This is a genomic window from Ameyamaea chiangmaiensis, assembly GCF_013376175.1.
Classification (GTDB): Bacteria; Pseudomonadota; Alphaproteobacteria; order Acetobacterales; family Acetobacteraceae; genus Ameyamaea; species Ameyamaea chiangmaiensis.
The window spans coordinates 1-11882 of record NZ_JABXXR010000088.1 but is presented as its reverse complement, the minus strand read 5'-3'; the positions used below and the strand labels follow the sequence as shown (position 1 = coordinate 11882).

The 11882-nt window shown below is 60.1% G+C and carries 13 protein-coding genes and 1 pseudogene; 9 read left to right on the top strand and 5 right to left on the bottom strand.

Annotated features, from left to right (window positions below; all coding sequences use genetic code 11):
• From HUK82_RS11005 to HUK82_RS10995, 3 genes are all read left to right on the top strand, one after another.
• Positions 1-340, top strand: a 340-nt coding sequence (locus tag HUK82_RS11005) for an NAD(P)H-dependent oxidoreductase (protein ID WP_176613997.1), incomplete at its 5' end; no start/stop codon positions are given.
• A 57-nt stretch (positions 341-397) separates the two neighbouring features.
• Complete coding sequence (locus HUK82_RS11000) at positions 398-1324, top strand: LysR family transcriptional regulator (protein ID WP_176613996.1); 927 nt, start codon at positions 398-400, stop codon at positions 1322-1324.
• 82 nt (positions 1325-1406) lie between these two features.
• On the top strand, positions 1407-2327 hold the full coding sequence (locus HUK82_RS10995) for a ketopantoate reductase family protein (RefSeq protein ID WP_012553942.1): 921 nt from the start codon (positions 1407-1409) through the stop codon (positions 2325-2327).
• A 156-nt stretch (positions 2328-2483) separates the two neighbouring features.
• On the opposite strand, the gene HUK82_RS10990 is transcribed toward HUK82_RS10995, so the two are convergent.
• Positions 2484-3653, bottom strand: coding sequence for an MFS transporter (locus HUK82_RS10990; RefSeq protein ID WP_012553943.1), 1170 nt, complete (start codon positions 3651-3653; stop codon positions 2484-2486).
• A 94-nt stretch (positions 3654-3747) separates the two neighbouring features.
• Between HUK82_RS10990 and HUK82_RS10985 the strand changes: the two genes are divergently transcribed.
• From HUK82_RS10985 to HUK82_RS10960, 6 genes are all read left to right on the top strand, one after another.
• Positions 3748-4050: an ArsR/SmtB family transcription factor gene (locus HUK82_RS10985; protein ID WP_246495751.1), complete on the top strand. Its 303-nt coding sequence runs from the start codon at positions 3748-3750 to the stop codon at positions 4048-4050.
• 306 nt (positions 4051-4356) lie between these two features.
• A complete protein-coding gene (locus HUK82_RS10980; protein WP_012553945.1) occupies positions 4357-5328 on the top strand; it encodes a LysR family transcriptional regulator in 972 nt (323 codons plus the stop codon).
• A 119-nt stretch (positions 5329-5447) separates the two neighbouring features.
• Complete coding sequence (locus HUK82_RS10975; RefSeq protein ID WP_176613994.1) at positions 5448-6680, top strand: MFS transporter; 1233 nt, start codon at positions 5448-5450, stop codon at positions 6678-6680.
• Between the two features lie 251 nt (positions 6681-6931).
• Positions 6932-7879: an IS630 family transposase gene (locus tag HUK82_RS10970; protein WP_176613998.1), complete on the top strand. Its 948-nt coding sequence runs from the start codon at positions 6932-6934 to the stop codon at positions 7877-7879.
• 162 nt (positions 7880-8041) lie between these two features.
• On the top strand, positions 8042-8314 hold the full coding sequence (locus tag HUK82_RS10965; protein WP_176613993.1) for a type 2 periplasmic-binding domain-containing protein: 273 nt from the start codon (positions 8042-8044) through the stop codon (positions 8312-8314).
• Positions 8305-8544, top strand: coding sequence for a hypothetical protein (locus HUK82_RS10960; protein WP_176613992.1), 240 nt, complete (start codon positions 8305-8307; stop codon positions 8542-8544). Before HUK82_RS10965 ends, HUK82_RS10960 begins: the two co-directional genes overlap by 10 nt.
• A 111-nt stretch (positions 8545-8655) precedes the next feature.
• On the opposite strand, the gene HUK82_RS10955 is transcribed toward HUK82_RS10960, so the two are convergent.
• From HUK82_RS10955 to trbF, 4 genes and pseudogenes are all read right to left on the bottom strand, one after another.
• Complete coding sequence (locus HUK82_RS10955) at positions 8656-8907, bottom strand: DUF2274 domain-containing protein (protein ID WP_176613991.1); 252 nt, start codon at positions 8905-8907, stop codon at positions 8656-8658.
• Entirely contained in the window at positions 8904-10064 is a 1161-nt protein-coding gene (locus HUK82_RS10950; RefSeq protein WP_176613990.1) for a TrbI/VirB10 family protein, read from the bottom strand. The genes HUK82_RS10955 and HUK82_RS10950 overlap by 4 nt, the downstream gene beginning before the upstream one ends.
• Positions 10061-11047 carry a P-type conjugative transfer protein TrbG gene (trbG, locus tag HUK82_RS10945; protein ID WP_176613989.1) on the bottom strand — a complete coding sequence of 329 codons (987 nt, stop codon included), beginning with the start codon at positions 11045-11047 and terminating at the stop codon, positions 10061-10063. Before trbG ends, HUK82_RS10950 begins: the two co-directional genes overlap by 4 nt.
• Positions 11047-11727, bottom strand: a pseudogene (gene trbF / locus HUK82_RS10940) (conjugal transfer protein TrbF). The gene trbG and the pseudogene trbF overlap by 1 nt, the downstream one beginning before the upstream one ends.
• Positions 11728-11882: the final 155 nt, after the last annotated feature.

The following is an 11882-nucleotide window of genomic DNA, read 5'->3' as shown; positions in this document are numbered from 1 at the left end:
CACCGCAGGCGGGTGGCCCGAACATTATTCGGACCGCGGGATCAACGGCCCGATCGACGATCTGCTGTTCCCGATCAATCATGGGATCCTTTTCTATCCCGGCTTCACCGTTCTGCCGCCCTTCGTGGCCTATCGTGTCGATCGGATGGACAAGCCGAAATTCACGCTTCTCGCGGAACAATTGCGCGAGCGGATGAAGACCCTGGAAACGATCGCGCCGATTCCTTATCGCAAGCAGAATTACGGCGACTATCAGATCCCGACCATGGAACTGCTGCCCGGACTGGCGCCGCCGGGTACGCGCGGCTTCGAGGTGCATCTGGCCCCTGAGCGCGACTGACGTCGCGCCGTAATGAGGGAGGCGAGGCATTACTCATAGCCAACGGTGACCGGACGCATGCATCTGACCGAACTGCGTTATCTGCTGACGGTTATCGAAGCCGGAAGTTTCGGTCGGGCCGCCCAGTCCTTGCACCTCCAGGTATCGACACTCAGCCGTGCGATCAGCCGGCTGGAGGACAGATTGGGCGTGACGCTCCTGGAGCGGACGCCGGCCGGAATCCGAACCACCGCGTCGGGACGACTGGCGACACGCTATATCCGCCGTGTGCTGCATGAAACGCATGCAATGGAGGACACACTGGCTCGCGGCAGTGTCGGAGAGACGGGCGAGATCCGCCTGGGCCTGCATCTTCCGCCGATCAGTCCTGTTCTGATGGCCCTGCTGCTCGAATGGCACACGGCCCATCCGGGCGTCACCGTTGCACCCTGTGAATTTGGCGAAGAAAGCCTTCACGCGGCCCTGGCGGGTTGCCGGGTCGACGTCGCTCTGATCCCGGACTGCCTGCTGCAGAATCACGAAACGGCCCTACCAGTCTATGCCGAGCCTCTGATGGCCGTGCTACCAGCCGGTCACCACCTGGTTGGCCACAATATGCTGCATTGGGCGAGTCTGGAGAACGAGATCCTTCTGCTCGGTGCCTCGGGCAAGGGGGCCATCTGCCGGGATTTCTATATGGCTCGGCTGCCTGGTGCTCGCCTACGTATCCTTGAGGCCAGCATCCTGAGCGTACTCGCCTTCGTGCGTGCGGGATATGGTATCACGATTACCGCCCAGGCCTATTCCGCCTTGAAGTTTCCCGAGTTGGTATTCGTGCCCATCGATGAAGGCACGGCCTGTCTGCCTGTCAGTCTGGCGTGGCGCCCAGAAAGCGAAGATCCGGTGATCGGAAAGTTCGTCGCCTTCGTCCGGGGGCGCGCTGCATCCCATTCCCACACGCCCCCTCTCGCCGCGACTTCCCCATTCCAATGTCCCTGTTCATGACCAGAGCGCATTGATGGTATCAACGGCGAAACTTGCGTCGCCGGCCTCGCGGCGCGGCAGTCCCGGAACAAGGAATGACACCATGAGTCCAAAAGTCCTGATCGTCGGCGCAGGTGCGGTTGGGGGATATTTTGGGGCCCGAATGGCGACGGCGGGACATGACGTCACGTTCCTGGTGCGGCCCAACCGGTTGCGGCAGCTGCGCACGGATGGGCTGCGGCTAATCAGTCCGTTGGGGGACGCCAGCCTCGCGCCGAAAATGGTGACATCCAACGGCATCGATGGCCCTTATGACGTCATTCTTCTCAGCGTAAAGGCATACTCCCTCGCGTCCGCGATGGACGATTTCGCTGCCGCCGTCGGCCCGGACACGCGCATCATACCCCTTCTCAATGGCATGCGGCATCTCGATGTGCTGGCAGAGCATTTCGGAGATCCGAAGGTCCTGGGTGGGACGTGTTTCATCGTCAGCAAGTTGGATTCTGAAGGACAGGTCGTTCAAGTGGGATCACTCCCCAAACTGACCTTTGGCCCGCGATCCGCTGGCGACGACTCCTCGATCCGGAACCTCAAGGACGCTCTCTCCGGTCCTGGCTTCGAGACTGTATTGTCGGACAACATCATTCAGGAGATGTGGAACAAATGGGCTCTGCTGGCATCGCTGGGCACCGTATGTTGCCTGATGCGGGCCACCGTGGGGGAAGTGGCCAGCGCGCCCGCGGGTGAGGAATTCGCGCGGGCGACGATCGGTGAATGCGCTTCTATTGCCGCGGCGGCGGGATATCCGCTCACCGAGGAGACCCTGGGCGGTATCGTCCGGCTGCTGACTGCAAAGGAATCCTCCCTGACATCGTCCATGTTCCGTGATCTGTCCCAAGGCGCTCCCATCGAGGCGACGCAGATCATTGGCGACCTCGTGAAGCGTGCCCGCGCGCATCAGATTGCCACGCCGATTCTCGATCTGACCAATCTCAATCTCACTGTCTACGAACAGAGAAGGTGACCCAGCTCTGGTCAAGTGGTTTGAGTCGCCGGGAGATTTGGCGGAAGCCAATTTTCTCGAATTACGCGGTAAGGGAATTTATCATCATAATCGAGCAGTTGTATCCAATCCTGTACACTGAATGATGAGAAATAGACGGTTGCTCAGAGCGGGTGCTCACAGTCCAATCAATGTGATCATTCCGGTTACGGCCGCACCGAAAGCCACGTCAGGGATTCCCATGAAAGCCAAAATGAGCCCACCCAAGGCCCCGCCAACGGAGATGCCAAAGAACTGCATCGAATAGTGCAGCGCAAGAATGGCGGCGTGTTGGCCTGGAGCCATATCCGTCATTCTATGCTGTTGTGCGATACCGCCGCTCCACCAAGCACCGCCCCATAAAGCCGCCAACAGGATCATGACCGCCGTTTCGGCGCGTCCAGAATGGTGCAGGGTGGCGAGGCCTCCCATCAAACTAAACAGGCCAACCATGATCCCGATCGAAATGAAAAGGATGCGCCGAGATCCATAGCGGTTGATCATCGATCCAGCGGCAACGCCCGCTACAGTTGCGACTGCGCCGAACACGGCCATTAACGCCGCGACCCATCTGGAATCCATACCGGCCGCCTGATGGGCCAGCGGGGTCAGATACGTATAGGCGGTCAACGCACAGACGAAAAGCCCAAACGATACGGCCAGTCCTCGCCGGACAGACGATTGCCGCAGAAGGGCAAAGCGTGTCTGAAATGGGACGATTGGCGCCGGCGGTACGGATGGAAGCATCAGCCCGATGCCGACGGCTGCCGCTCCTCCCAATGAAGCTACGAGCATGAACGCCCCCTGCCATCCCCATACGGTGCCGGCTATTGTCCCTAAAGGTGCGCCCATGGCCAGTGCCAGCGCATTACCGGTCGCGGTGATCGAAAGGGCATGGCCTCTCTTTTCGGGTGGCGACAGCGCCACCGCCGCAGCACTCGCCGGCGCCATGAACAGTGCGGCAGTCAGTGCGGCCAATACGCGCGCCAACGCCAGGAACCACCAGGATTGCGCGAAGGCTGCCAATAGATTCGCCAGAGAGAATCCAACGAGCGCAAGGATAATGAGGCGCTTGCGTGGGAAGGAATCCAGCCAGGCGACAAGAACCGGACCACCCAAGGCATAAGAAAGGGCAAAAATGGTCACTAACTGCCCACATGCCGCTACGGACACGTGGAGGTCCGCTGAAATCATCGGCAGGAGCCCAGCGATCGCGTATCCCTCCGTCCCGATCGCGAACGTGCCGAATGCCAGAAGGAGGATTCTTGGGTCGATCATAGTATGATGGTATAACAACCCTTGTACCATTGTCAGCGGTGCCTCCGTTCAAGAATCGTTGTATCGTCGTGTCATGCGTGAACGCCGCCACATAGACCCGAGCGATGTCGACCTCCCGACCCTGATGACGGCTTTCACCGATCCACTGCGCCTGCGCATCATCGGGATTCTCGACCGGAATGGGGAGACGCCCTGCGCTGCAATCTATCATGAGATAGGCATCAGCAAATCCGGCGCTTCCCACCATTTTCGGGTGCTGCGCGAGACTGGCGTCCTGCTGTCCCGTATGTCAGGACGCGATCATTATGCGTGTCTCAGGCGTGAGGAACTGGAGAAAGCCTACCCAGGCATTCTCGATGCGGTGTTGGGTGAACTGAGACGCCAAGCATCAATTGAACGCGAAAGAGATTCACCCGTTGCGAAGTAGTATTATTTGTTCTGTTTATTTTCTAGGAAATAGATTCCTCTTACGTTCGTTATCTACACACCGAAATAGTCAATATTTATCATGTGTTTAATATTTTTTAGTTTTGGAAACACAATTCGAAAAACATATGACTGCAAAAACTCGTGTATTGCCAACTCATCCGCTCAAATCTTCCTCGCCAGAAGGGACACAAAGTAAGTGACTAAATTCGACGTTTGTACCTGGAACGACGACAGAAGGAAGATTGACCAGGTGTGTCTCAAAGCCGTGAAAGAAAGTGACTTCATATGAGAGCAGGTGAGAAATATGATGCAACTCTCCATGAGATCGTTGCACGCCATGCATCCCAAAGACCTCTCCCTTCTTGCCGCACTCGATCTCCTGCTGACCGAAGGCAGTGTCGCGCGTGCCGCCGCACGCATGAATCTCAGCACACCCGCGATGAGCCGTATCCTCGGCCATATCCGCGATCTGACTGGCGATCCAATTTTCGTGCGCGCTGGCCGGAGCCTCGTCCCCACGCCGAGAGCCGAAGCCATGCGTCTGCCGGTACGGGAATTGGTCGCCCGCGCGCGGAGCATTCTGGGTAATGCCGGGGATCTGGATCTCGATCGTCTCGATCGAACCTTTACCCTACGTGCAACGGATAGTTTTATCGGCTCCTTCGGGCCGCGTCTCGCCGGCCATCTCACAACTCTTGCGCCAAAAGTCCGACTTCGTTTCGTACCGCAAAGGGACGAGAGTGTCGACGATCTGCGGGAAGGGCAAGTTGACTTGGATATTGGAGCAATTAGCCATACCGGCCCGGAAATCATGACGCAAACTATTCTGTCAGACCGATTTGTCGGCGTCGTGCGGCCTGGGCATCCGCTTTCAAGTGGTCGTATTACGTCTGCCCGTTTCTCTCGTCAGCGGCATATTTCTGCGTCCCGCCGCGGTCGAATGCATGGTCCGGTAGATCAGGCGCTGGGTAGCCTCAATCTATCACGAAATGTCGTAACGATCGTGCCCACTTTTTCGGATGCCTTATTATTCGCACGCCAATCTGAACTTGTGGCAGTCGTTCCTGATCGACTGACGGAAGTAGCGCGACAGGACATGGTCTCCTTCCCGCTCCCGGTCGAAACCGGATTGCTCATCATCTCGCAAGCCTGGCACCCAAGGTTCCAAGCCGATGCAACACATCAATGGCTGCGCGCCTGTGTTCGAGAGATCTGCGCCGAAGACACCAGCAGCAAGCAGGCGTATTGCAAAATACAAAACAATAAAATCAGATAATTTCAATTATCGCGTGATCGCAGATAACGCAGTGTCTGTCTGGCAGCCATCCTCGATTCTATTGCGGGAACAGGGTCGTTACGAAACCTGCTCTTAGCAGACCATGACGGAGATACCGTGTGTCATCCACCACATCAACGGCGACGAGTAACATCACGCCCCTATCGGGCAGCCAAGCTACACAGCGGCTGTTGCCGTTCGCGCTGCTTGTTTTTCTAGGCTACTTGAGTGTCGGCATGCCGTTGGCGGTCCTTCCCGGCTATATTCACGAGACATTGGATTTTGGTCCGACAGTCGTCGGTTGGGTTATCGCCACCCAATCCATAGGAACATTGCTTACACGCCAATTCGCGGGTCTCATCACGGACACGCGCGGCGCGAAGAATGCGGTTATCGTTGGCACTGTGGGATGCGCTTTGGCCGGGCTCGGGTATGGCATATCGGGCATAATCAACGCCATGCATATATGGAGCCTTGTCGCTCTTCTGGCCGGGCGTGCAATGCTGGGATTGGGGGAGAGCCTCCTGATTACTGGTGCTTTGTCTTGGTGCATCGGAACCGTCGGTCCGCGCCATACCGGTCGCGCGATGGTCTGGGTTGGAATTGCCATGTTCGGCGCCATCGGGGCTGGTGCCCCCATTGGGGCCGCGATCATGAACAAGTACGGTTTTATGGCAGTTGCCGCTACGGCTTCCGTTTTGCCGCTTTTCGCTCTAACGGTGGGGCTGCGAAAGGCATCGATTGCGCCGAACGGAGGACGACGACTAGCTTTCCATAAAGTGGTCGGTCTGATCTGGCGGCATGGTATGGCCCTTGCCCTGAGTACTGTCGGCTTCGGCACGCTTTTTGCTTTTCTCGGTCTGGATTACGCGGCTCAAGGCTGGTCCGGCGCACCTTACGGGCTAACCGCTTTCGGTATCGCATATGTCGCGGCACGCTTGTTTTTCGGCGGCCTGCCGGATCAGCTTGGTGGCCAGAAAGTCGCAATGGTCACGATCCCGATCCAGGGACAGGGGTTGATCGCCTTATGGCTGGCGCCGAACCCGGTCGCGGCCTTAGCGGGATCCGCACTTCTCGGGGCCGGATATTCACTTACTTTCCCCGCGTTGGGTGTCGACGCGGTACGGTATGTTCCTCCACAAAACCGTGGCGCGGCCATGGGCGCCTATGTGGCGTTCGTCGATATTGGGCTGGGCATTACGGGACCGATCGCAGGCACCGTCGCAAGTCATTTTAACTATCCAGCCACATTTTTTGTTGCTGCGATCGCAACCATCGTCGCGATATTCGCCGCAGTGCAAGCTCACCGAAAGGATGGAACGCGCGCAATAGGGACCGATAGTTTTTCGTAACATCAACAACCATCGAACAATATCCAATAATTCATAAGCACAAAGATTAAACGCTGTAGAAATTATACAATAAAGCAGGCCACCTCATGCATCTCGCGGAACTGCGCTATTTTTTTCCGTGCTCGAAGCCGGAAGTTTCGGGAAGGCCGCGCAATCCTTGCAGATGCTAGAGCGCGTCCACTGAACTATGAATCGTGGGGATGACGCGGAGCGTGGATTGTGATTCACCGTTTTCATTGATGGAGATGGTGATGGCGCGAGCATTGAGTGACGATCTTCGGGTGCGCGTTCTGGAAGCCGGCGCAGCGGGCGGGTCAGCCCGTTCAGTAGCGAAGCGGTTCGGGATCGGGATTTCCACGGCGATCCGGTGGCTTCGGCGCGAACGTGAAAGCGGCGAACGGGCGGCGCGCCGCCAGGGCAAGCCCCGCGGTTCGAGGCTGGACGGGCATGAAGCCTTTATTGTTGGCATGATCGAAGCGCAAAAGGACATCACTCTCAAAGAGATGGTCGCGCGCCTGAAGGGTGAGCAGTCCGTCGGGATCGGTCGAAGCATGCTCAGCCGATGGCTGTGGCAGCGGGGGTGGACATTCAAAAAAAAGACCGCACAGGCATTGGAGCCGGAGCGCGACGATGTGCTGATACGTCGGCAGGACTGGTTCGACGGCCAGCCTGACCTCGATCCGTACCGCCTGGTCTTCATCGACGAAACCAGCCTCTCCACGAAGATGGCACGCCTGCGTGGTCGCGCTTTACGCGGAGAACGCTGTCGGGCTGGCGTTCCTCATGGCCATTGGAAAACCACGACTTTCACCGCCGGCTTGCGCCTCACGGGTATGACTGCACCCTTCGTGCATGATGGCGCCATGAACGGCGAGATTTTTCAGGCCTATGTCGAGCATGTTCTCGTGCCGACGCTCAGCCCGGGCGATATCGTTGTGCTGGACAATCTGCCCGCTCACAGGGTTCCGGGAGCGCGAAAGGCCATCGAACGAGTGGGGGCATGTATGATGTTCCTGCCTCCCTATAGTCCCGATTTCAACCCGATCGAAATGGCATTCGCCAAGTTCAAGGCCCTCTTACGCGCCAAGGCAGCAAGAACCGTCACAGCGCTATGGGACGCCGCCGGATCGGTCCTGGATGATTTCACTCCGGACGAATGTGCCAACTTTTTCACCGCCGCAGGCTATGAACCGGAATAACGTGGACGTGCTCTAGTATCGACTCTCAGCCAGGCAGTCAGTCGCCTTGAGGATAAGCTGGCGGTAACACTGGTTGAGCGAAGCCCGACCGGAATCCACGCCACAGCATCGGGACGCCAAGCGATGCGCCACATTCGTCGTGTCTTGAATGAGACAAATGCGATGAAGGAGACGCTCGAGCGAAGTAATACCGGTGAGGCCGGGGAAATTCGTCTAGGTTTTTACCTACCGCCATTTAATAGCTTTCTGACGAAACTGCTATTGGAATGGCGCGCGGCCCATCCGGGCGTCTGCGTGACGCCCTATGAATCGGGCGACCGTAGTCTCCATGCGGCACTAACTGATTGTCAGATCGACGCAGCTCTGGTGCCGGATTTCTGCTCCATAATTATGAAACTGGCTCTCTCGTCTTTTCCGAACCCCTTATGGCAGTAGTGCCGACCAGTCACCGTCTGGCCAGCCAATGGGATTTGCGTTGGCGAAACCTGCAAACCGAGATCCTGCTTCTATGGGCGGCGGAAAAGGGCGAGGCCTGTCGTGAGTTCTTCGCTGCACGGCTGCCTGGCACAAGCATACGTGTGTTCGAGGCGGATAGCCTGACCGTACTTGCCTTCGTGCGCATAGGCTACTGCATCACGATCTCAGCGGGGCTTATTCTACCCTAAATCTACCCGGCCTAGTGTTTGTGCCGATCGTCGAGGAGAACGCGTATGTCGACGTTAGCCTGACATGGCGACCGGACTCCGAAGATCCCGTGATGGGCAAATTCGTCGCCTTCATACGGGATCGGACGGAGCTCTACCGCCGAACCCCGCCTTCCGGCGTTGCTTTCGGAAACCCCGATCCGTCTCCATAAAGCGCGCGAGCATCGGCACGACAAGCTTAGCAGGCATTATCTCGTCCTGCCCGCTCTCTCGTGAGAGAAGGCGCGCGTATTCAATAAGATCTCGATGCACAGCGGCGGGTAGCTCAATGGTCAGACGCACCGGCTTGTCATTCGCGATCGGCCCGAGCCTGAGTTTCGTCATCGGGAAACCTCCTGTCCGTAGGGGGTGAGAACCAGGTCACGATGCACCATCACCCGCACCGGAAAGCCCGGCCGGATGATGTTGGTGGGCTGGATATTCAGCGAGCGCCCGACGATCTGTTCGCCGATCTGGTTGAAGCCCTGCGAGCCGCCGGTCCGCAGGGCCTGGGCAATGCCGTTGCCGCCGCTGATATCGGCCTCGGAGCCGACGCTGAGGATGGTCGAGACCAGGGCAGCCTTGAAGACCTCGCCCCAATGATTATCGGTCTGATCCTGCAACCCGGCATAGCCGGCCGCATCCGCAGCCGGTTCGTTCTCCAGCACGATCGAATCTCCGGCACCGCGCATCAGCCGGGTCCAGACCAGCAGCACGCGGGTCTGGCCATAGGCGATCTGGGAATCATAGCGGCCGATCAGCTTCGCCCCCTGCGGAATCAGCAGGATTTTCCCGGTCGGAGAGTCATAGACGTTTTCCGTCACCTGGGCGGTGACCTCGCCCGGCAGGTCCGAACGGATACCGGTGATCAGCGCACCGGGTATGATCGAGCCCGCCTGGAGCACGTAAGGGCTGGGCGCAGGCACCAGACGCTCGGCGCTGACGGTGCGGTGATCGACCGGGCCGTCGAGGAATGCCTGCTTGCGATCGGCAGGAGCGCCGCTGGACTGGACTGCAGTCATACCGGGTGTCGCCGGCGTCGCGATATCCCGTCCCATCTGCGTCTGGGTGAACAGATGGCTGACCCGCGCGGCTTCCTGCTCCTGAGCGACGCGCTGCTTTTCCGGATCAGCGGGTGCGGCCGGTGTCGCCATGCCGGGGGCACCCACGCCCGCCTTGAGCAACGGCCGACCGAGATCGCCAGGCAGCGGCTGTCCGAGGCGCGGCGGATGGCTATAGTCGCCCGGCAGGTTCGCCAGCCCGTCCGGCGTGGTGCGGCCGCCGACATTATAAAGCTCGGCATTGCTCTTCGGTGGCACCGGCCTCAACGCCAGATAGAGCGCGCCGCCGACGCCGCCCAGGGCGATGACCGACAGGCACAGGATCACCTTGCGCGACAGCCGCGTGACCGGCGGCCGCGTCGTCCGCAGCCGCATCTCTCCAGATGGCCTGACAGCGGCCCCTGGCGTTTCGGTGCCGCCACTTCCGGCGCTGTCGTTCATGACCGCCGCGACCCGTCAGTGCGGACGATCCGCACTACCTGCTGGTGCTTCGCTCCCAGCCGCAGTTCGGCAGCGGCGAACAGGCGATCGACGATCATGCGGTTGCCGCGCACCCGGTAATTCACTAATTGCCCGTCGCCCTGCGGGCCGATCACCCAGAGCGGCGGCATTTCCCCTTGAGAGATCCCGGTCGGAAACTCGATGAACACCTGCCGCCCGTCATCGAAAGCCCGCAACGGCCGCCACGGCGCCTCGGCGCCCTCGATCCGGTAGCGGAAATTCAGCGCATCGAGATCGACGCCGGTCGCGATCGGATTGCCAAGGTCCGCTTCACGATCCTGGCCGCGCAGGGCAACGATCTGGTCCTGCGGATAATCCCACGACACCGACGCCATGTAGGTCCGCTCATCGGAACGTAGTTCCAGATGATAGGTGCGCCGGTCGGTATTGATGACCAGGTTGGTCGTCAGGTCCGGACGGGTCGGCTTGAGCAGGATGTGAATCCGTTTCGACACCCCTGCCCCGCTCTCGGTGTCGCCGATAATCCAGCGCACGGTATCGCCGACGGCGACCGGGCCGAAACCGACCAGCTTCTCGCCCGGCTGCAGCGCGATATCCGTGATTTCGCCCGGCGCCGCATAGAGCTGATAGAGCGCCCCCTCGGAAAACGGATAGACCTGGATCGCATTGAGATAGCCGGCCCGCGTCGGTTGGATCCGCGCCGCACTGTTGGCGCGCTCGACCCGCTGGTGCGGATCCGTCGGGTCCGGCACCGCATGCCGGGTTGGGATCGGCTTGAGCTGCCCCGGCAGCGGCAACGGCTCCGGCAGTGCCACCACCTGCACCGGTTTCGGCGGCTCTGGGGCGAGAACCGCCTGCCGGGGCGTATCGTCGTACCGGATGGAAGGCGGCTTCCACGAAGAGCAGGCCGCCAGCGGCACCAGCAGGATCATGAACGGCGCGATGGTGTTGAGGGTGCGCATCAGCCGAGTTCCCTGGACCAGTTGAGAGCGTGGATGTAGATGCCAAGCGGGTTCTTGCGCAGCCGTTCGGCATCGGTCGGGGTGTGGACTGCGATGGTCAGGATCGCACTCCAGCGCTCGGTCGCCGCCAATGCGCCGTCGACATAGCGACGCTCGACCCATTCCACCCGGAAACTGTCGTCGGAAGCGCGGATGACGCTGGCGATCTCGATCGCCACCTGCATCTTGCCGATCCGGCTGAACGGATCGCTGGTGCGGGCATAATCGTTCAGGGCCAGCGCCCCGCGGTCGGTGACGTAGTTATAGGCGTCGAGTCAGTTCTGCCGCAGCACCACCGGATCGGCCGGGATGCCGCGCACCTCGGAGATGAAGCGGGCCAGATACCAGGCGATCTGCGGATCGGTCGGCCGATAGGCGGTCGTCGCTGGCCCCACGGCCTGCGCCTGGCCGAGATGGTCGATCTGCACCACCCAGGGGGTGACGGTGCCGCGCAGCGACTGCCAGACCAGCCCGGCGGCCAGGCCGCCGCTCAAAGCGAGACAGCCGAAGAAGGCCAGCCGCCAGTTCCGGGCCTGGACGCGGGCCGAGCCGATGCGGTCGTCCCAGACCTGTCCGGCTTTGTGATAGGGCGTCTCGGGCTCCGGCGTCCGGCCGAAACGCACATTGGGGCGGCGGAACATGGCTATTCTCCTTCCGAGAGGTCGACGTCGTGACCGCCGCTGGGCCGGTCGCCGCCCTTGATCGCCTGCGCGGCCGCCTCAGCCCCGCCCTTGATCCGGTTGTTGCGCTGCATCCGGCTGGCCCAGGCCGGCGGTTTGCCGGCGGAACCTCCACC

Excerpts from the sequence above, each read along its gene's own strand:
- HUK82_RS11000 (WP_176613996.1), top strand. The coding sequence starts at position 398 with ATGCATCTGACCGAACTGCGTTATCTGCTGACGGTTATCGAAGCCGGA.
- HUK82_RS10995 (WP_012553942.1), top strand. The coding sequence starts at position 1,407 with ATGAGTCCAAAAGTCCTGATCGTCGGCGCAGGTGCGGTTGGGGGATAT.
- HUK82_RS10990 (WP_012553943.1), bottom strand. The coding sequence starts at position 3,653 with ATGGTACAAGGGTTGTTATACCATCATACTATGATCGACCCAAGAATC.
- HUK82_RS10985 (WP_246495751.1), top strand. The coding sequence starts at position 3,748 with ATGACGGCTTTCACCGATCCACTGCGCCTGCGCATCATCGGGATTCTC.
- HUK82_RS10980 (WP_012553945.1), top strand. The coding sequence starts at position 4,357 with ATGATGCAACTCTCCATGAGATCGTTGCACGCCATGCATCCCAAAGAC.
- HUK82_RS10970 (WP_176613998.1), top strand. The coding sequence starts at position 6,932 with ATGGCGCGAGCATTGAGTGACGATCTTCGGGTGCGCGTTCTGGAAGCC.
- HUK82_RS10965 (WP_176613993.1), top strand. The coding sequence starts at position 8,042 with ATGAAGGAGACGCTCGAGCGAAGTAATACCGGTGAGGCCGGGGAAATT.
- HUK82_RS10960 (WP_176613992.1), top strand. The coding sequence starts at position 8,305 with ATGGCAGTAGTGCCGACCAGTCACCGTCTGGCCAGCCAATGGGATTTG.
- HUK82_RS10955 (WP_176613991.1), bottom strand. The coding sequence starts at position 8,907 with ATGACGAAACTCAGGCTCGGGCCGATCGCGAATGACAAGCCGGTGCGT.
- HUK82_RS10950 (WP_176613990.1), bottom strand. The coding sequence starts at position 10,064 with ATGAACGACAGCGCCGGAAGTGGCGGCACCGAAACGCCAGGGGCCGCT.
- trbG (WP_176613989.1), bottom strand. The coding sequence starts at position 11,047 with ATGCGCACCCTCAACACCATCGCGCCGTTCATGATCCTGCTGGTGCCG.